General features: G+C 55.7%; 15 protein-coding genes. 7 read left to right on the top strand and 8 right to left on the bottom strand.

The window, feature by feature from the left end; translation table 11 throughout:
• The first annotated feature begins 91 nt into the window (after window positions 1–91).
• On the top strand, window positions 92–382 hold the full coding sequence (locus FHC51_RS06370) for an HTH-type transcriptional regulator (protein WP_103177777.1): 291 nt from the start codon (window positions 92–94) through the stop codon (window positions 380–382).
• Window positions 383–422: 40 nt separating this feature from the next.
• On the opposite strand, the gene FHC51_RS06365 is transcribed toward FHC51_RS06370, so the two are convergent.
• The 4 genes from FHC51_RS06365 to FHC51_RS06350 form a co-directional block, all read right to left on the bottom strand.
• A complete protein-coding gene (locus FHC51_RS06365) occupies window positions 423–2,042 on the bottom strand; it encodes an ABC-F family ATP-binding cassette domain-containing protein (protein WP_220435134.1) in 1,620 nt (539 codons plus the stop codon).
• Between the two features lie 239 nt (window positions 2,043–2,281).
• Complete coding sequence (glyS, locus tag FHC51_RS06360) at window positions 2,282–4,351, bottom strand: glycine--tRNA ligase subunit beta (RefSeq protein ID WP_103824356.1); 2,070 nt, start codon at window positions 4,349–4,351, stop codon at window positions 2,282–2,284.
• Window positions 4,352–4,360: 9 nt separating this feature from the next.
• Window positions 4,361–5,272: a glycine--tRNA ligase subunit alpha gene (glyQ, locus tag FHC51_RS06355; protein ID WP_003860141.1), complete on the bottom strand. Its 912-nt coding sequence runs from the start codon at window positions 5,270–5,272 to the stop codon at window positions 4,361–4,363.
• Window positions 5,273–5,431: 159 nt separating this feature from the next.
• Window positions 5,432–5,728, bottom strand: coding sequence for a YsaB family lipoprotein (locus FHC51_RS06350; RefSeq protein WP_370463904.1), 297 nt, complete (start codon window positions 5,726–5,728; stop codon window positions 5,432–5,434).
• A 189-nt stretch (window positions 5,729–5,917) separates the two neighbouring features.
• Here FHC51_RS06350 and FHC51_RS06345 point away from each other — a divergent pair, with 189 nt between their 5' ends.
• The gene (locus FHC51_RS06345; protein WP_103824354.1) at window positions 5,918–6,913 is read left to right on the top strand and encodes an acyltransferase; all 996 of its coding nucleotides are present in this window, start codon (window positions 5,918–5,920) and stop codon (window positions 6,911–6,913) included.
• Window positions 6,914–6,994: 81 nt separating this feature from the next.
• Here FHC51_RS06345 and yiaA read toward each other — a convergent pair whose 3' ends face one another.
• The 3 genes from yiaA to xylA all read right to left on the bottom strand — a co-directional run bounded on the left by yiaA (window position 6,995) and on the right by xylA (window position 10,498).
• Window positions 6,995–7,417, bottom strand: a complete 423-nt coding sequence (gene yiaA, locus FHC51_RS06340) for an inner membrane protein YiaA (RefSeq protein WP_375373805.1) — start codon at window positions 7,415–7,417, stop codon at window positions 6,995–6,997.
• 202 nt (window positions 7,418–7,619) lie between these two features.
• Window positions 7,620–9,074, bottom strand: coding sequence for a xylulokinase (gene xylB, locus FHC51_RS06335; protein WP_220435133.1), 1,455 nt, complete (start codon window positions 9,072–9,074; stop codon window positions 7,620–7,622).
• Between the two features lie 101 nt (window positions 9,075–9,175).
• Window positions 9,176–10,498 carry a xylose isomerase gene (gene xylA / locus FHC51_RS06330; RefSeq protein ID WP_114316199.1) on the bottom strand — a complete coding sequence of 441 codons (1,323 nt, stop codon included), beginning with the start codon at window positions 10,496–10,498 and terminating at the stop codon, window positions 9,176–9,178.
• Between the two features lie 370 nt (window positions 10,499–10,868).
• Between xylA and xylF the strand changes: the two genes are divergently transcribed.
• The 4 genes from xylF to xylR all read left to right on the top strand — a co-directional run bounded on the left by xylF (window position 10,869) and on the right by xylR (window position 15,854).
• Window positions 10,869–11,861 carry a D-xylose ABC transporter substrate-binding protein gene (xylF, locus tag FHC51_RS06325; RefSeq protein WP_103177768.1) on the top strand — a complete coding sequence of 331 codons (993 nt, stop codon included), beginning with the start codon at window positions 10,869–10,871 and terminating at the stop codon, window positions 11,859–11,861.
• A 71-nt stretch (window positions 11,862–11,932) separates the two neighbouring features.
• Window positions 11,933–13,474 (top strand): xylose ABC transporter ATP-binding protein, encoded by a 1,542-nt coding sequence (locus FHC51_RS06320; RefSeq protein WP_114385533.1) that lies wholly within the window; start codon window positions 11,933–11,935, stop codon window positions 13,472–13,474.
• A complete protein-coding gene (gene xylH, locus FHC51_RS06315) occupies window positions 13,452–14,633 on the top strand; it encodes a xylose ABC transporter permease XylH (RefSeq protein WP_220435132.1) in 1,182 nt (393 codons plus the stop codon). Before FHC51_RS06320 ends, xylH begins: the two co-directional genes overlap by 23 nt.
• A 42-nt stretch (window positions 14,634–14,675) precedes the next feature.
• Window positions 14,676–15,854, top strand: coding sequence for a D-xylose utilization transcriptional activator XylR (xylR, locus tag FHC51_RS06310; RefSeq protein ID WP_103177765.1), 1,179 nt, complete (start codon window positions 14,676–14,678; stop codon window positions 15,852–15,854).
• Window positions 15,855–15,893: 39 nt separating this feature from the next.
• Here the strand turns inward: xylR and FHC51_RS06305 are convergent, their stop codons facing one another.
• The gene (locus FHC51_RS06305; protein WP_103824347.1) at window positions 15,894–16,721 is read right to left on the bottom strand and encodes a protein bax; all 828 of its coding nucleotides are present in this window, start codon (window positions 16,719–16,721) and stop codon (window positions 15,894–15,896) included.
• 313 nt (window positions 16,722–17,034) lie between these two features.
• Here FHC51_RS06305 and FHC51_RS06300 point away from each other — a divergent pair, with 313 nt between their 5' ends.
• Window positions 17,035–19,065 carry an alpha-amylase gene (locus FHC51_RS06300; protein ID WP_220435131.1) on the top strand — a complete coding sequence of 677 codons (2,031 nt, stop codon included), beginning with the start codon at window positions 17,035–17,037 and terminating at the stop codon, window positions 19,063–19,065.
• Window positions 19,066–19,202 lie beyond the last annotated feature (137 nt).

The following is a 19,202-nucleotide window of genomic DNA, read 5'->3' as shown; positions in this document are numbered from 1 at the left end:
CACGTTACGATCTGTTCTCAGTTTTAGCGACTATTCTTAAATTGCTCTCTAATGTTCACGATCCCGCAGTGTGATTTATGAGGAGTTCTCAATGGAATTAAAAGATCCTATGTTTGATCTGCTAAGCAGTCTGGAACAGATTGTTTTTAAGGATGCACCGCAGACGGTGACCCGTTCGCAAAAGTCTAACCCCTTTACGGAATTTGAGCGCTTACGCAAAGGGACAGGGATGAAAACCGATGATTTCGCACGAGCAATGGGTGTCAGCGTAGCGATGGTTCAGGAGTGGGAATCAAAAAGAGTGAAGCCCTCCATGACCGAGCTGAAGCTGATGAGCCTGATTCAGGCTAACCCAGCACTCCGCAAGCAGTTGACTGAGTAGTAATGTTTAGCCCCCGCATTTGCGGGGGTTTGTGTTTTTATTACCGCCTTTCACCGCGCCACTCCCCGTCCAGCCATGCCAGTTCATGGGTCAGCTTCAGACCATCCAGAAAAGCGTCGTCATGCGATACCACCAGCAGTGCGCCTGTAAAGCCAGCCAGCGCCGCCTCGATAGCACGTGTCGAAGCCAGATCCAGATGGTTAGTCGGTTCATCGAGCAGCAAGAGCTGCGTCGCCTCTTCCCGCCACAGCACACAAGCCAGCGCCGCTTTTAAGCGTTCGCCGCCGCTGAGCGCTGAAAGCGGGAGCATCACCCGATCGGCGCCCAGCTGCAGCTGGGCCAGACGGCTGCGCAGTACCCCCTCCTCCAGCGGCGTGTTATGCAAATTGAGGTGGGAGATAACGGATTGCGACAAATCCAGCTGCGATAAGTGCTGATCGAGATACGCCACCGTGACCGACGTCCGGCAATGTCCCGAAACAGGCAGGCACTGGCCGAGGATAGCTTTCAGCAAGGTGGATTTCCCGCAGCCATTCGGCCCCCGCAACGCCACCCGCATCGGCCCATCCATGCGCCAGTTAAGCGGCGCCATCGTGACGTGCGGCAGCACCAGATCCTCCAGCACCAGCACCTGTTTCCCCTCCGCAATCTGGCTGCCTGGCAGGGTAAACATCACCGGGTTTTCCTCTTCCACCCGCTCCCGCGCCTGATTGACCGCCGCGTTCATCGCATCCTGTTGCTCATGATGCTGTTTGCGCCACGCGCCCGGACGCTCCTTTGCTGCCCCTTTATACTTAACGCGCTCAAACGAGGCGATATTAAGACTATCCACCGTGCGCAGGGTTTTCGCTGACCGGCGCAGGCTGTCGTCATGCTCCTTTTGCAGACGGGCACGGGTGCGTTTGCGCTCGGTGGTTGCATGCTCCAGTGCCGCGCGGGCGGCCTGCTGCTCCGCATTCCGCTGGCGCTGATAGTCCGCGTAATTGCCACCGTAGCTGTGTAACCCCGACGCGCTGAGTTCCAGAATGCGCGGCACCTGTGCCAGCAGCTCACGATCGTGTGAAGCGACCAGCACGCAACCGGCATGTCGGGCAAGTTGCTCGTAAAACCACGCCCGCCCCTGCCTGTCGAGGTGGTTTGTGGGTTCGTCCAGTAGCAGAGAGTCCGCATTCGCCGTAAACGCGCCGCACAGCAGAGCGCGAACCCGCTCGCCGCCGCTCAGTTCAGCGGCCAGCCTGTTGGGATCAAACGGCGCAAGCCCGGCGCCGATAAACGCCTCTCTCAGTCGTTCCGTTAAATCCCAGTAACCGTCGAGACGCTCCAGATCCTCAGGCAGATAATCACCACTGTCGATACGCTCGCGGGCTGCGAAAAGGTTTTCATAGCCAAGCAGCTGGGCCAGCGTGGTGTGGGGAGAAATATCGTGCTGTTGCGCCACATAGCAGTGCGTGCCGAAACGCTCGATATGGCCGCTGGCAGGCAAGTCCAGCCCGGCCAGCAGGCGCAGGAGACGGGTCTTGCCGCTGCCGTTACGGCCAACCAGTGCGCACAGCGAGGGCTCCAGCGAGAGATTCAGCGGGCCAAAAAGGGTATCGCCTGTCGGAAACTGACAGGTGACCTGATGCAAAATAAAAGAAGGGGATTGCGCAAAATGAGCCATAAGCACTCCTGAATGAAATCAAAACATCCCCTGCCGACGCGGTGGCGTTTAGCAAGGATCGAAATTCATCAGTCGTGTTTGTTCATTTTTGGGGGGCGCTCCAGAGGGCGAAAAGTAACCGAAGAAAGGATAGCCGGTTTTTGTTCAGGGTTTCAAGGTTAAATTTTCAACGGCACGCCATAAAAAAACCCGCCGAAGCGGGTTTTTTAGCAAGCGTAGCGCCGCCGGGCAAAAGTCCCTTACTGCAGCAGAGAAATATCCGCCACACGCAGGAACAGCTCGCGCAGTTTTTCGAGCATGGTCAGGCGGTTAATACGCAGATCCTTATCCTCTACGTTCACCATCACTTTCTCGAAGAAGGCGTCGATAACGTCGCGCAGTTCAGCCAGTTCCACCAGCGCTTCCTGGTAGCGACCTTCAGCGAAGGCCGGCTCCAGCTTGTCGCGCAGCACAACAACCTGCATCGCCAGGGCGATCTCTTCCGGCTCTTTCAGCGTCGCGGCATTTACGCGCTCGTTCAGCGTCTCATCGGATTTCGCCAGGATGTTGGAGACACGCTTGTTGGCCGCAGCCAGCGCCGATGCCGCTTCCAGGGTACGGAAGTGGGAGACCGCCTTCATACGGGCATCGAAATCGGCCGGACGGGTTGGACGACGCGCCAGCACCGCCTGAATGGTGTCAACGCTGTAGCCTTCGTCCTGATACCAGGCGCGGAAACGGCCCAGCATAAAGTCGATAACCTCATCCACTACGTTGGCGTTGGTCAGCTTGTCGCCGTACAGACGCACCGCTTCTTCCGTCAGGGTTTGCAGATCGAGGTTGAGGTTCTTCTCAACGATGATACGCAGCACGCCCAGCGCAGCACGACGCAGCGCGAACGGGTCTTTATCCCCTTTCGGATGCTGACCGATACCGAAAATACCCGCCAGGGTGTCCATCTTGTCGGCAATCGCCACGGCACAGGCTACCGGGTTGGACGGCAGATCGTCACCGGCAAAGCGCGGCTGATACTGCTCGTTCAGGGCGACGGCCACATCTTCCGCTTCGCCATCGTGACGCGCGTAGTGCATGCCCATCACGCCCTGGGTGTCGGTAAATTCAAACACCATATTGGTCATCAGGTCGCACTTGGAGAGCAGACCTGCGCGGGTAGCGTGGTTAACGTCGGCACCGATTTCACGGGCGATCCAGCCAGCCAGCTCTGCGATACGGTCGGTCTTGTCGCGCAGGGTACCCAGCTGCTGCTGGAACAGCACGGTTTGCAGGCGCGGGAGGTGATCTTCCAGACGTTTTTTACGGTCGGTATTGAAGAAGAACTCGGCATCCGCCAGACGTGGACGAACCACTTTCTCGTTACCGGAGATGATCTGCACCGGATCTTTCGATTCGATGTTCGCCACGAAGATGAAGTTCGGCAGCAGCTTGCCATCGTTGGCATAGACCGGGAAGTACTTCTGGTCGCCCTTCATGGTGTGAACCAGCGCTTCCGCCGGAACCGCGAGGAACTTCTCTTCGAACTTCGCGGTCAGCACAACCGGCCATTCCACCAGGGAGGTCACCTCTTCCAGCAGGCTGTCGCTCAGATCGGCTTTACCGCCAATCTGGCGGGCCGCTTCTTCCGCGTCCGCTTTAATTTTGGCTTTACGCTGTTCGTAGTCAGCAATGACTTTACCGCGTTCCAGCAGGATTTCAGGGTACTGATCGGCGTTGTCGATGGTGAACTCCGGCTCGCCCATGAAGCGGTGGCCGCGGATCACGCGATCGGACGCAACACCCAGAATGGTGGCAGGAATAACGGTATCGCCCAGCAGCAGGGTCACGGTGTGAACCGGACGCACGAAGTGCACGTCGCTTGCACCCCAGCGCATCAGTTTTGGAATTGGCAGCTTCGCCAGCGAGGTGGCAATCATGTTTGGCAGCAGCGCTTCTGCGCTTTCGCCTTTCACGTGGGCGCGATAGAGCAGCCATTCGCCTTTGTCGGTAGTCAGACGCTCGGCCTGGTCAACGGTGATGCCGCAACCACGCGCCCAGCCTTCTGCCGCTTTGCTCGGTTTGCCTTCGGCGTCGAACGCCTGGGCAATCGCCGGGCCGCGTTTTTCAACTTCGCGATCGGGCTGAGATGCCGCCAGGTTAGCCACTTTCAGCGCCAGACGACGCGGAGCAGCAAACCACTCAATTTTACCGTGCGCCAGACCAGCGTTATCCAGCTCAGCAGTCACGTTCGCAGCGAAAGATTCCGCCAGGCTGCGCAGGGCTTTTGGTGGCAGCTCTTCGGTGCCAATTTCCACCAGGAAAGTTTTCTCAGACATGGCCGCCTCTTATTTGTTTCGGTTGCACATCGGGAAGCCAAGGGCTTCACGGGACGCATAGTAAGCTTCTGCAACGGCTTTGGTCAGGGTACGAATACGCAGAATGTAGCGCTGACGTTCAGTCACGGAGATCGCTTTACGGGCGTCCAGCAGGTTGAAGCTGTGGGCGGCCTTCAGAATACGCTCGTAGGCAGGCAGTGGCAGCGGAGTCTCCAGCGCCAGCAGCTGCTGGGCTTCTTTCTCGTACTGCTCGAAGCAGGTGAACAGGAAGTCCACGTCCGCGTATTCAAAGTTATAGGTGGATTGTTCCACTTCGTTCTGATGGAACACGTCGCCGTAGGTGGTTTTACCCAGCGGGCCGTCGCTCCAGACCAGGTCGTAAACGCTGTCTACGCCCTGAATATACATGGCCAGACGTTCCAGACCGTAGGTGATTTCACCGGTGATCGGTTTACATTCCAGACCGCCAACCTGCTGGAAGTAGGTGAACTGCGTCACTTCCATTCCGTTCAGCCACACTTCCCAACCCAGACCCCAGGCACCCAGCGTTGGGTTTTCCCAGTTATCTTCCACGAAACGAATGTCATGAATGGTCGGATCCATACCCAGCTCTTTCAGCGACCCGAGATACAGTTCCTGAATGTTGTCTGGTGATGGCTTAATCACCACCTGGAACTGATAGTAATGCTGTAAACGGTTCGGGTTTTCACCGTAGCGACCATCGGTCGGGCGGCGGGATGGCTGTACATAGGCGGTAGCCATCGGCTCTGGCCCCAGTGCACGCAGGCTGGTCATCGGGTGTGAAGTGCCGGCGCCCACTTCCATGTCCAAAGGTTGAACAATGGTGCAGCCCTGGCGAGCCCAGTAATCCTGTAAGGTCAGGATCAGGCCCTGGAAGGTCTTAGTATCAAACTTTTGCATAGTATTTCGTGCTGGATACGTGTGGTTTTAAATGGAAGGGTTCAGTATACCCGCTGAGTGCAAGATATACAGTACGAAACGGGGTTGTTTAGGGAAAATTGGGAAATAAGCATAGCTGACAGCACCCTGCAGGCGCAGCCACCGCATTAAGCGGCTATCTCAACGCATCGAAAGGTGTAAAAAATGGCCATCTGCGTCAAAAGAACAGATGAAACTCTCATTGCGGGCAGTGAAGCCCTGCATCTCGTAGCTACCCTGAAACTGCTCAAAGGCGGTGACGTCGATTTTTTGCGCGCCGGTATTGTAGCGCTGGGCCGCCCGATCCTTACACAGCTGTTCCATATCCAGGGAACGCTCCGGGCTGACTTTTTGGGTTTGCGCTTTTTGCGCCGGGGAGGTCTCCTGAGCCGCGCAGCTGGCCAGTAGCGCGGGTAGCAAAAGCCATATCGCACGCATCATCATTTATATTACCGCCCTCTGCTGTGGCTGTTATTTTTAAACTCTAAACTTTATAGATTATGGTCCGGCATTCTGCGAATCTCACCGCCCCGGCACAAGCAGGACGATGCAAACTCAGAATTTTCCAACGAGCGTCTGAATCAATATCACAGTCAGACTCTTTTTAATGTGTAAACAGAGGGATGGATGCAGGAAAAAATTAACTGGATTGATAATTTGCGGGGAATCGCCTGTTTGATGGTGGTGATGATCCATACCACCACCTGGTATATCACCAACGCCCCCGCCGTCAGTCTTATAAACTGGGATGTCGCCAACGTGCTCAACTCCGCCTCGCGGGTGAGCGTGCCGCTCTTTTTCATGATCTCCGGCTATCTCTTTTTTGGCGAACGCAGCGCGCAACCGCGCCACTTTTTACGCATCGGTCTGTGTTTGCTGTTTTACAGCACCGTGGCATTCCTCTATATCGTGCTCTTTACCTCGATCAACAGCGAGCTGTCGCTGAAATACCTGCTGCAAAAGCCGGTCTTCTATCACCTGTGGTTTTTCTTCGCCATTATCGTGATTTATCTGCTCTCCCCGCTGGTGCAGGTGAAAAGCACGAGCGGCAAAATGCTGCTGGCGCTGATGGTCGTGATTGGCATCGTGGCGAACCCCAATACGGTCTCGCAAAAAATGGGCGGGTTTGAATGGCTGCCCATCAATCTCTATATCAACGGCGACACCTTCTATTACGTGCTGTACGGCATGCTGGGCCGCGCCCTGGGAATGATGGATACCCGCAAACGCTGGCTGAATGCCCTGTGTGCCGCCCTGTTTATTGCCGCGGTGGCGATTATCTCTCGCGGTACGCTGCATGAGCTGCAGTGGCGCGGCACTTTCGCCGATACCTGGTATCTCTACTGTGGCCCGATGGTCTTTATCTGCGCGGTTTCGTTATTTACCCTGGTGAAAAACACGCTCAATGCGCGCCCCCTGCCGCTGCTGGGGTTAATTTCACGGAACTCGCTGGGGATCTACGGTTTTCACGCGCTGGTGATCCACGCTCTGCGCACCCGTGGCGTGGAGTTAAAGAGCTGGCCGCTTCTGGATATCGTCTGGATCTTCTCCATAACGGTGGCGGTCAGCCTGCTACTGTCGATGCTGTTACAGCGCGTTGATACGCGCAGGTTTGTGAGCTGAGTGTGCGGCTTGTTTGCCCGGCGGCGCTTCGCTTGCACGGGCCTACAAGGCTGTGCAAACGAAGCGCCACCGGGCGCTTTTTCAGACGATCTCTTTCTGTTCTGCGATCGTATCAGACGAAGTGTGCGCCGCACTGTCCCGCACGTTTTTTTGCACTGCCACCGCACCAAACAAGCTTAAGAAGAACGCAAGACCATAAAAGCCCTTTTCGCTCAGCAACAGAGTGGCATTCCACAAACCCACCACTAAAAGCGCGACGGCGATAATGAATGCCGTCAGGCACGTCATATAGTAGAGCGACGTCGTCGGGATCCCTTCATATTTGTCACGAACGGTTTTCTGATAAGAGGCGGCAGAAAACAAGCCAAGGATAATGACCGCAAAGTAATACCCTTTCTCATTGAGCTGCATATCCGCATTCCATAAACCAACCAGATAGCTAATGATCCCACCAAGAAGGGCAAGCCAGGATACGGCATTAAAAGCAGGGGAGCTATTTGTCACGTCTCTTTCCATTTTCACATAAACCTCACCAGGGAACTAAACGAGGCATTATGGATGAAGTCTTGCGATCCACTGCAATGAAGGGCGCGGAGAAGTCCGAATTCGGAAGAAAACCATACAAATCAATAATTATTTAGAATCAATCATTTAAAATATAGAGATGGGTAGGCCGGGTTAGGCGAAGCCGCCACCCGGCGCTGTATCACGACATCAGTGGCAGAAGCTGCTGATAGATTTTGCGGAACACGTCCCGACGCCCTGCATAGCGGGCATGACGATCGGGGTCCGGGGTGTGCTGCTGTTCCAGCGCCAGCTGCGGCAACAGCGACGCCAGCGGCTTGCCCGGATTCATTGCAATTTGCGCCAGCCGCGCCGCACCCAGCGCAGGCCCGACATCCCCACCGGTACGGTAATCGAGCTGTTGTCCGCTGATATCCGCCAGCATCTGGCGCCAGTAAGGGCTACGTGCTCCCCCGCCAATCAGCGTAATGCTGGTCGGTTTGAGTCCGCACTCATGCACCACATCCATCCCATCGGCCAGCGCATAGCCCACCCCTTCCAGCACCGCACGCGCCAGTTCAGCCGGGCCGTGTTGATGGGTTAAGCCAAAGAACACCCCTTTCGCCTGGGGGTTGTTATGCGGCGTGCGCTCGCCGGAAAGATAGGGCAGGAACCAGACGGTATCGGCGTTTTCATCCGCCTGCTGCGCGGCATCGAGCAGAGCCGGCACGCTCTCTAATCCGGTCAGTTTCGCCGCCCAGTCCAGGCAAGACGCCGCACTGAGCATCACCGACATCAGATGCCATTTTCCGGGCAGCGCATGGCAGAAACTGTGCACTGCGCTGTCAGGATTACTGCGATAGCCGTCGCTCACGGCGAAGTAAACGCCGGAGGTACCCAGCGACAGCATCGCCTGCCCGGCATCGGCCATGCCTACGCCAACCGCGCCGGCGGCGTTATCCCCGCCCCCCGCCACGACCGGAACAGCCGGCATATTCCACTGTTGCGCCACCGACGGCAGCAGCGTGCCCGTCTGCTCACAGCCTTCAAACAGCGCAGGCATATGGTCGCGGGTAAGATGGCAGGCCTCGAGCATCGTCTCGCTCCAGTCACGCTTTGCGACGTCGAGCCACATAGTGCCAGCGGCATCGGACATATCACTGGCGTACTCTCCGGTCATGCGCAACCGCAGATAATCTTTCGGCAGCAGTACCTTCGCCACCTGGCTAAAAATTTCGGGTTCATGGCGCTGCACCCACAGCAGTTTTGGCGCGGTAAAGCCCGGCATCATCAGGTTGCCGGTGATCTCCCGCGAGGTTGGGACGCACTCTTCCAGCAGGGCGCACTCTTCACCGCAGCGGCCATCGTTCCATAAAATCGCCGGGCGCAGAACGCGGTTGTCCTTATCCAGCAGCGTGGCACCATGCATCTGTCCGGCAATGCCCAGCGCTTTTACCTCGCGCAGAGAGTGTTGCTCGCCAAGCGCTTTCAGGGCGCGATCCGTGGCCAGCCACCAGGCTTCAGGATCCTGTTCAGACCAGAGCGGGTGTGGCCGTGAAACGTGCAGTTTTTCTGTTTGCGTTGCCAGCACGTCGCCCTGTTCATTTAACAGAATGGCTTTCACACCCGATGTGCCAAGATCGATCCCGATATACATTGCGGTGACTCCTTTAACAGAAATGCCCGGACGCTTGCAGCGGTTCCGGGCCTGGGCTAACCGTAAGCCGGACAAGCGTCGCGCTGCCCGGCAATACCCGGTTACTTATCAAACAGATAATGATTCACCAGATTTTCCAGCAGTTCCTGATGACCGCTCTGGTGCTGCGGCGCAAGGTTATGCTGTTCAGCGTACTTCGCCAGTTCGGTCAGTGATAACTGGCCTTTCAAAATTTGCTGACCCAGCTCACTGTTCCAGCCGCCATAACGTTTCGCCACGCGCTTATCCAGCTCGCCATCTTCAATCATGCGGGCAGCCACTTTCAACGACAGCGCCATGGTATCCATCGCCCCGATATGGCCATAGAAGAGATCGTATTTATCGGTGCTCTGACGGCGCACTTTGGCGTCAAAGTTCAGGCCGCCGGTGGTGAAGCCACCCGCTTTGATAATTTCGTACATCACCAGCGCGTTTTCTTCCACGCTGACCGGGAACTGGTCGGTATCCCAGCCGAGCTGCGGATCGCCGCGGTTGGCATCTACGGAGCCGAAAATGCCCAGCGCGATAGCGGAGGCGATCTCGTGATGGAACGAGTGGCCCGCCAGCGTCGCGTGGTTGGCTTCGATATTCACCTTGATCTCTTTTTCCAGCCCGAACTGCTTCAGGAAGCCGTAGACCGTCGCCACGTCGTAGTCGTACTGATGCTTGGTCGGCTCCTGCGGTTTTGGCTCAATCAGCAGCGTACCCTGGAAGCCGATTTTGTGTTTATGCTCGACCACCATCTGCATGAAGCGGCCAATCTGCTCGCGCTCCTGACGTAAGTCAGTATTGAGCAGCGTTTCGTAGCCTTCGCGCCCGCCCCACAGCACATAGTTTTCACCGCCCAGCTTATGGGTAGCATTCATTGCCGTCACCACCTGCGTGGCCGCCCAGCTGAAGACTTCCGGGTCCGGGTTGGTGGCAGCGCCTGCGCCATAGCGCGGATGGGTAAAGCAGTTGGCGGTGCCCCACAGCAGCTTCACGCCGCTCTGCTGCTGTTTTTCGGCCAGCACATCGACCATCTGCGCAAAGTTATTCAGATACTCTTTCAGCGATGCGCCTTCCGGTGAAACGTCCACATCGTGGAAGCAGTAATAAGGGACATTCAGCTTGTGGAAGAACTCAAAGGCGACATCCGCTTTGCGTTTTGCCAGCTCCAGCGCTTCGCCTGGCTGCTGCCACGGACGATCGAATGAGCCCACGCCAAACATATCGGCACCGTTCCAGCAGAAGGTGTGCCAGTAGCAGGCAGCAAAACGCAGGTGATCTTCCATGCGCTTACCCAGCACCAGCTCGTCCGGGTTGTAATGACGAAACGCTAAAGGATTTGAGGATTTCGGACCTTCATAACGAACGCGATCGAGTTGATCGAAATAAGCTTGCATAGTGAGCTCCATAATCAGGGATACAGCAAAGAGTTGATACTGGAGTAATACTGAATAGGGATCGCAGGTTGCTCAATTACGTTATTTCACACTGCTATTGAGAGAATGCACAAACGTGCGCTGGCTCGCAAAATCAATTTGCAGACAAACAAATTTCACAGCACAAATTCCATAATCACGTGTAATTAAGAGCTTATAGAATTTAAAATTCGATCGCGGTCATAAATTCGAAAATAAACCAAATATCATAACGAGAAGATAAAAATCTGTAATTGCCAGCCTGCCATTCCCCGTTAAGAATTTGCTACGTCTCTTGCAATGATTGTTTCTTTTATCTCAGCAACCTAACCCTACAAAAGGCAATACAATTATGAAGATAAAGAACCTGTGCCTCACTCTTTGTGCATCGCTACTGCTGGCGAGTACGGCGAGTCATGCAAAAGAAGTCAAAATCGGCATGGCGATTGATGACCTCCGTCTGGAGCGCTGGCAAAAAGATCGCGATATTTTTGTCAATAAGGCAGAAGCATTAGGTGCGAAAGTTTTCGTCCAGTCTGCCAATGGCAATGAAGAAACGCAAATGTCGCAAATCGAAAATATGATAAACCGCGGCGTCGACGTGCTGGTTATTATTCCTTATAACGGTCAGGTTTTAAGTAACGTGGTAAAAGAAGCCAAGCGCGAAGGGATTAAAGTGCTGGCCTACGACCGCATGATTAATAATGCGGACATTGATTATTATATTTCCTTCGACAATGAAAAAGTCGGCGAATTACAGGCGCAAAGCCTGGTCGCCAAAGTCCCACAAGGCAATTACTTCCTGATGGGCGGCTCCCCGGTGGACAACAACGCCAAACTCTTCCGCGCCGGACAGATGAAGGTGCTGAAGCCCTATATTGATGAAGGCAAAATTAAGATCGTTGGCGATCAGTGGGCGGACGGCTGGTTACCTGAAAACGCGTTAAAAATTATGGAAAACGCCCTCACCGCCAATAATAACAAAATCGATGCCGTGGTGGCTTCTAACGATGCAACCGCAGGCGGCGCTATTCAGGCACTCAGCGCCCAGGGTCTGGCCGGAAAAGTGGCGATCTCCGGGCAGGATGCGGACCTTGCCGGGGTGAAACGTATCGTGGCTGGCACCCAGACCATGACGGTATATAAGCCGATCACCGAGCTTGCCACCACCGCCGCAGAAATTGCCGTTGAGCTCGGCAATGGCCAACAGCCTAAAGCGGATGCCAGCTTAAACAACGGCCTGAAAGATGTGCCTTCCCGACTGCTTACCCCTATCGAAGTCAATAAAGAGAACATTGACGCCACCGTTGTGAAAGACGGTTTCCATAAAAAGAGCGAACTGTAATCCATCATCGCCCCCGGCTTGCGGGGGCACATCGACTTGTACTGTTTTCCTTCGGGTCATGTGGAGCAGTTATGTCTTATTTACTTGAAATGAAAAGTATCACCAAAGCGTTTGGCGCGGTGAAGGCCGTCGACAACGTCAGCTTGCGCTTAAACCCCGGCGAGATCATGTCGTTATGCGGCGAAAATGGCTCGGGCAAATCCACCTTAATGAAGGTTTTGTGTGGCATCTATCCTCACGGCAGCTACGAGGGTGAAATTGTCTTTTCCGGCGAAACGCTGCAGGCCACACATATCCGCGACACCGAGCGCAAAGGGATCGCCATCATTCACCAGGAGCTGGCGCTGGTGAAGCATCTGACCGTGCTGGAGAACATCTTCCTCGGCGCCGAGATAACCCGCCACGGCGTCCTGGATTACGACACCATGACCTTGCGCTGCGAAAAGCTGCTGGCGCAGGTCAGTCTGACGATCTCTCCCGACACCCGGGTGGGTGATTTAGGTCTGGGACAGCAGCAACTCGTGGAGATCGCCAAGGCCCTGAACAAACAGGTGCGTCTGCTGATCCTCGATGAACCAACAGCATCGCTGACGGAACAGGAAACCGCGGTATTGCTGGACATCATTCGTGACCTGCAAAACCACGGGATTGCCTGCATTTATATCTCCCACAAGCTCAACGAAGTGAAAGCGATTTCGGACACGGTGTGCGTAATTCGCGACGGGCAGCATATCGGCACCCGGGAAGCGCAGGGGATGAGCGAGGACGACATTATTACCATGATGGTGGGCCGTGAGCTCACCGCACTCTACCCGAACGAACCCCACACCCTGGGGGAAGAGGTGCTGCGCGTGGAGCACCTTACCGCCTGGCATCCGGTGAATCGCCATATTAAACGGGTTAATGATGTCTCCTTCTCCCTGCATCGCGGTGAGATCCTGGGGGTGGCCGGGCTGGTTGGCGCCGGGCGCACCGAGGCTGTGCAGTGTCTGTTCGGCGTCTGGCCTGGTCGCTGGGAGGGCAGCATCTTTATTGATGGGCAGCAGGTAGAGATCAAAAACTGTCAGCAGGCCATCGCCCAGGGTATCGCGATGGTGCCGGAAGATCGCAAAAAAGATGGCATCGTACCGGTGATGGCGGTGGGCAAAAATATCACCCTTGCCGCATTAGATCAGTTCAGCGGCACGCTGAGCAGTCTGGATGATGCCGCGGAACAGCACTGCATTCTTCACTCTTTACAGCAGCTGAAAGTCAAAACCTCCTCCCCGGAGCTGGCGATTGGCCGCCTGAGCGGGGGTAATCAGCAGAAGGCGATCCTCGCCCGCTGCCTGTTGCTCAACCCGCGCATCCTGATCCTCGATGAACCCACCCGCGGGATTGATATCGGTGCGAAATACGAAATCTACAAGCTGATCAACCAGCTGGTCCAGCAGGGTATCGCCGTGATTGTGATCTCCTCGGAGCTTCCCGAAGTGCTGGGTCTGAGTGACCGGGTACTGGTGATGCACGAAGGAAAACTGAAAGCCAACCTGATAAACCAGAACCTGACGCAGGAACAGGTGATGGAAGCCGCACTAAGGAGCGAACGCCATGTCGAAAAGCAACCCCTCTGAGTTAAAAGTCACGGCACCCGCACCGGGTCTGTTTTCCGGGCTAAAAGCGCTCAATCTGCAGGTGTTTGTCATGATTGCCGCTATCGTGGCGATCATGCTGTTCTTCACATGGATGACCGACGGCTCCTATCTCAGCGCCCGTAACGTCTCCAACCTGCTGCGCCAGACCGCCATTACCGGCATTCTGGCGGTGGGGATGGTGTTTGTGATTATCTCCGCGGAAATCGACCTCTCCGTGGGTTCGATGATGGGCCTGCTGGGGGGCGTGGCGGCAATTTTCGACGTCTGGCTGGGCTGGCCACTGCCGCTCACTATCGTGGTCACCCTGCTGCTCGGCTTGCTGCTCGGCACCTGGAACGGCTGGTGGGTGGCCTACCGCAAAGTACCGTCGTTTATCGTCACGCTGGCGGGAATGCTGGCCTTCCGCGGCATTCTGATTGGTATCACCAACGGCACCACCGTCTCCCCCACCAGCGCCTCCATGTCGCAGATTGGGCAGAGCTATCTCTCCGGCGGAGTGGGTTTTAGTCTCGGCGCGATTGGCCTGATGGCGTTTGTTGCCTGGCAATGGCGCGGCAGAATGCGCCGTCAGACGTTAGGGTTAGCCACAGCGCCTTCCACCTCTGTCGTCGGGCGTCAGGCGCTGACTGCGGTGATCGTGCTGGGGGCAATCTGGCTGCTGAACGACTATCGTGGCGTGCCGACGCCGGTGCTGATACTGGTTCTGTTATTACTGGCAGGCATGTTTATGGCGACCCGCACCGCCTTTGGTCGGCGTATTTATGCCATCGGCGGCAACCTTGAGGCCGCACGTCTGTCAGGTATTAATGTTGAACGCACCAAACTTGCCGTCTTTGCCATTAATGGCCTGATGGTTGCCGTAGCGGGCCTGATCTTAAGCTCGCGTCTGGGTGCGGGCTCGCCGTCTGCCGGGAATATTGCCGAACTCGATGCCATCGCCGCCTGTGTCATCGGCGGAACCAGTCTTGCCGGAGGTGTCGGTAGCGTCGCAGGGGCAGTTATGGGGGCATTTATTATGGCGTCGCTGGATAACGGAATGAGTATGATGGACGTCCCGACATTCTGGCAGTATATCGTCAAGGGTGCCATTTTGTTGCTGGCGGTATGGATGGATTCCGCTACCAAACGGCGCGCCTGAGGATGCCTTTTCATCTGTCACTGATACTGGAAAAATAGCGCCATGTTTGAGAAGCGTCACCGCATTACGTTGTTATTCAATGCCAACAAAGCTTATGACCGTCAGGTCGTCGAGGGCGTTGGGGAATATTTGCAGGCGTCGCAATCCGAGTGGGATATTTTCATCGAAGAAGATTTCCGCACGCGAATCGAAAATATCAAAGACTGGCTGGGCGACGGCGTCATCGCGGATTTTGACGACGCTGTTATCCAGCAACTGCTGGTCGATGTCGATGTGCCCATCGTCGGCGTCGGCGGCTCTTACCACCAGCCGGAACACTACCCTGCCGTTCACTATATTGCCACCGACAATCACGCTCTGGTAGAGAGCGCGTTTCTCCATCTAAAGGAGAAAGGAGTGCACCGCTTCGCCTTTTATGGCCTGCCCACGTCCAGCGGAAAACGTTGGGCGGCGGAACGGGAATACGCTTTCTGTCAGCTGGTCGCAAAGGAGAAGTATCGCGGCGTGGTTTATCAGGGGCTGGAAACGGCCCCGGAAAACTGGCAGCACGCGCAGAACCGTCTCGCCGACTGGCTGCAAACCCTGCCGCCGCAGACTGGCATTATCGCCGTGACCGATGCCCGCGCCCGGCATGTGCTGCAGGTGTGCGAACATCTGCATATTCCGGTGCCGGAAAAGCTGTGCGTCATCGGGATCGATAATGAAGAGCTCACCCGCTACCTGTCACGCGTGGCGCTGTCGTCCGTGGCGCAGGGAACACGTCAGATGGGCTATCAGGCGGCCAAGCTGCTGCACCGGCTGCTGGATAACGAAAATCTTCCCCTGCAACGTCTGCTGGTGCCACCGGTTCGTGTGGTGGAGCGACGCTCAACGGATTACCGCTCGCTGAACGACCCGGCCGTCATTCAGGCCATGCACTACATTCGTAACCACGCCTGCAAAGGCATCAAAGTGGATCAGGTGCTGGATGCGGTAGGGATTTCGCGTTCAAATCTGGAGAAGCGCTTTAAAGAAGAGGTGGGCGAGACGATCCATGCGGTTATCCATGCGGAAAAACTGGAGAAAGCCCGCAGCCTGCTGATTTCGACCTCGCTCTCCATTAACGAGATTTCGCAGATGTGCGGTTATCCGTCGTTGCAGTATTTCTATTCGGTCTTTAAAAAAGAGTATGACACCACGCCGAAAGAGTATCGCGATCGCTACAGTGAAGTACTGATATAAATAAAAAAGGCCTTCCGGATGGAAGGCCTTTTTTTAAGATTACATATGAGCGGCAATTAAGCGCTGGTTATCCTGGTACATCGCAAACAGATAGTTGTTATAGCGTTGGCCCTGGGTTGAGTAACCTTTCAGCTTGTGGATCATATTGCTCGCCGTCACTTCCTGGTCTGCTTTACGCAGCTGCGCGCGCGACTTACGGAAGGATTTATAGGCCGGATGCGTGTTCAGGTTCACGACATACGCATTCACGGAATCTTTTACCGATTCAAACTGCGAGTAACCTTTCACTTTGCCCGGCGCATTAGTACAACGACCTTTCGCACATTTCATGCCGAACAGGTTGTTATTGCTACGGGCCAGCTTAGAGGTGCCCCAGCCACTTTCGGCTGCTGCCATCGTTGCGACCATGCTGCCTGGGATGATATCCACACGCTCAAGCAAGGTGTTCCACGGTACACGACGTGTGTTCCCGTTCCAGCTCACTTTATAGTTTTTGGCTATCTCTTTCAGGCGCGCACGCTCGGACGGCGACCAGCGGCTGTCGTACTGCTTGGAAATAAGCCAGTTACGATCCGCCGTAATCGCGGCATTTTGACTTGTGATGTAAGGCATTACCGTCCGGAGAAACGCTTTTTTCCTTGGTGTTCCGGAAGGGTATTTTCGCAAATCAGGAAGTGAACTACTCTTTGCACTATTGCGAGAATACTCTTGTTTACTGCTAACCTTACTACTTGTTGTCGTCTTTATGACGTGGGCTTTCTTACTCGTTGTATCCGTGTGCGTCTTTGCAAGCACCCCACCAGAAAATGCCGTGGTGAGTAACATGAGTATCGCAGCCCCATATCGTCGAATGGGAGTCGATATCATTAGGTCTCCTGGTCGGATAGAAACATTCCAACACCTTATTTTTTTCGAAAATTGAGAGGCGAATCTCAAATCCTAGCAAGAATAGACGAGAAGAGCATCCTTAGAAATAGTCCAAATCCGAAACCCTGTCACCTGGAATCTGCGCGTTTCAGCATCATTTTCGCGAAAACGTGCTCAATATCGCAGTTAAACAGCGTACTTAGCGTGAGATCACTCACCCTCTTTGCTCCTCCCTGCGCGATAGCGCCAGGGGATGAGTTTGCCCACTAAAATAGATGGCAAACTGAGCAAAATGCTGTGACAGGAAAATGGTATGAAACGTTCTGCTCTCGCTCTTCTGTTCTTGCCTGCACTGGCCAGCGCCGACTGGTCCGCCCCCGGCTTTCCGGCCTTTACCGCTGAAGGATCGGGGGTCTTCACGGCACAGGCAAAGCTGACGAAGGGTACTCGCCCGCTGACGTTGAGTTTTGACAAGGCGTGCTGGCAACCCACCAACGCCATAAAACTCAACGAGATGATGTCACTGAAGCCGTGCGAAGGCGATCCGGCGCAGTGGCGCATCTTCCGCGACGGGGATTATCAGGCACGAATTGATACCCGCTCCGGCACGCCAACGCTGATGTTGACCGTTGCCAGCGCCAACGAACAGGCGGTGGCATCGGTAGTGCGCCAGTGTCCCAAATGGGACGGCAAACCGTTGACGCTCGATGTCAGCAATACCTTCCCGGAAGGGAGCGTGGTGCGTGATTTTTACAGCAAACAGACCGCGACGGTGCAGCAGGGTAAAATTACCCTGCAACCCGCACCGGGGAGCAACGGCCTGCTGTTACTTGAACGGGCAGAAACGGACAAGCCCGCCCCGTTCAGCTGGCAAAACGCCACCGTCTATTTTGTTCTCACCGACCGGTTTGAGAATGGCGATCCGGGCAACGACAACAGCTACGGGCGCCATAAAGATGGTATGCAGGAGATCGGCACCTTTCACGGCGGCGACCTGAAAGGGCTCACCAGCAAGCTGGATTATCTGCAACAGCTTGGCGTTAACGCCCTGTGGATCAGCTCCCCGCTGGAGCAGATCCACGGCTGGGTCGGCGGCGGCACCAAGGGGGATTTCCCACATTACGCCTATCACGGCTATTACACCCAGGACTGGACCCGGCTCGATGCCAACATGGGTACGGAGGATGATTTACGTCAGCTGGTGGATGAAGCCCATCGCCGGGGGATTCGCATCCTCTTTGACGTGGTGATGAACCACACCGGTTACGCGACGCTGGCCGATATGCAGGAGTACCAGTTCGGCTCGCTCTATCTGCAGGGGGAAGAGCTGAAGAAAACCCTGGGCGAACGCTGGACCGACTGGAAACCGGGCACCGGACAGAGCTGGCACAGCTTTAATGACTACATCAACTTCAGCGATAAAGCGGGCTGGGAAAACTGGTGGGGCAAGAAGTGGGTACGTACCGACATTGGTGACTACGACAACCCCGGCTTCGACGATCTGACCATGTCGCTGGCCTTCCTGCCGGACCTGAAAACGGAATCGACCACCCCATCAGGCTTACCGAATTTTTATCGCCACAAGCCCGACACCCGGGCGAAGGCCATTGACGGTTACACGCCCCGGGATTACCTCACCCACTGGCTGAGTCAGTGGGTGCGTGAATACGGTATCGACGGTTTCCGCGTCGATACCGCCAAGCACGTTGAGCTGGCGGGCTGGCAGCAGCTGAAAGACCAGGCCAGCGATGCCCTTAAAGCATGGAAAGCGGCTAACCCGGAGAAAAAACTCGACGATGCGCCGTTCTGGATGACCGGTGAATCCTGGGGGCACGGGGTGATGCAGAGCGATTACTACCGTCACGGCTTCGATGCGATGATCAATTTTGATTACCAGGAGCAGGCGGCCAAAGCGGTAGATTGCCTGGCCGACATCGACCTGACCTGGCAGCAGATGGCGGAAAAGCTGCAGAGCTTTAACGTCCTGAGCTATCTCTCCTCCCATGACACCCGTCTGTTCCGCGAGGGTGACCAGCGTGCGGCAGAGCTGCTGTTGCTGGCGCCGGGCAGCGTGCAGATCTTTTATGGCGATGAATCTGCAAGACCGTTCGGCCCGACGGGTTCCGATCCTTTACAGGGCACGCGCTCGGACATGAACTGGCAGGATATCAGCGGCGCGCAGGCTGCAACCGTCGCCCACTGGCAGCGGCTCGGGCAGTTCCGCGCCCGCCATCCGGCGATCGGTGAAGGCAGACAAACCACGTTAACCTTGCCTCAGGGCTACGGCTTTGTACGCGAGCATCAGGGCGACAAAGTGATGGTGGTGTGGGCAGGCAATCGCTGATCGGCAGGGGCAAAATCCCTCTCCCACGGGAGAGGGAAGCAGGATAACTTGCTGCCTGATGGCAAACTAACAACATAAAGTCACACATCTTCGTTTCGACGCTGATTTGCACCTGCGCAGTTGTAGCGTTATGGTGA

Source organism: Leclercia sp. EC_58, from assembly GCF_019584355.1.
Taxonomy (GTDB): domain Bacteria; phylum Pseudomonadota; class Gammaproteobacteria; order Enterobacterales; family Enterobacteriaceae; genus Enterobacter.
Note: the sequence above shows the minus strand (reverse complement) of the source record. Positions and strands in the feature narration are given on the sequence as shown.

Coding starts and splice junctions, on each gene's coding strand:
- FHC51_RS06370 (WP_103177777.1), top strand. CDS start 92: ATGGAATTAAAAGATCCTATGTTTGATCTGCTAAGCAGTCTGGAACAG.
- FHC51_RS06365 (WP_220435134.1), bottom strand. CDS start 2,042: ATGGCTCATTTTGCGCAATCCCCTTCTTTTATTTTGCATCAGGTCACC.
- glyS (WP_103824356.1), bottom strand. CDS start 4,351: ATGTCTGAGAAAACTTTCCTGGTGGAAATTGGCACCGAAGAGCTGCCA.
- glyQ (WP_003860141.1), bottom strand. CDS start 5,272: ATGCAAAAGTTTGATACTAAGACCTTCCAGGGCCTGATCCTGACCTTA.
- FHC51_RS06350 (WP_370463904.1), bottom strand. CDS start 5,728: ATGCGTGCGATATGGCTTTTGCTACCCGCGCTACTGGCCAGCTGCGCG.
- FHC51_RS06345 (WP_103824354.1), top strand. CDS start 5,918: ATGCAGGAAAAAATTAACTGGATTGATAATTTGCGGGGAATCGCCTGT.
- xylB (WP_220435133.1), bottom strand. CDS start 9,074: ATGTATATCGGGATCGATCTTGGCACATCGGGTGTGAAAGCCATTCTG.
- xylA (WP_114316199.1), bottom strand. CDS start 10,498: ATGCAAGCTTATTTCGATCAACTCGATCGCGTTCGTTATGAAGGTCCG.
- xylF (WP_103177768.1), top strand. CDS start 10,869: ATGAAGATAAAGAACCTGTGCCTCACTCTTTGTGCATCGCTACTGCTG.
- FHC51_RS06320 (WP_114385533.1), top strand. CDS start 11,933: ATGTCTTATTTACTTGAAATGAAAAGTATCACCAAAGCGTTTGGCGCG.
- xylH (WP_220435132.1), top strand. CDS start 13,452: ATGTCGAAAAGCAACCCCTCTGAGTTAAAAGTCACGGCACCCGCACCG.
- xylR (WP_103177765.1), top strand. CDS start 14,676: ATGTTTGAGAAGCGTCACCGCATTACGTTGTTATTCAATGCCAACAAA.
- FHC51_RS06305 (WP_103824347.1), bottom strand. CDS start 16,721: ATGATATCGACTCCCATTCGACGATATGGGGCTGCGATACTCATGTTA.
- FHC51_RS06300 (WP_220435131.1), top strand. CDS start 17,035: ATGAAACGTTCTGCTCTCGCTCTTCTGTTCTTGCCTGCACTGGCCAGC.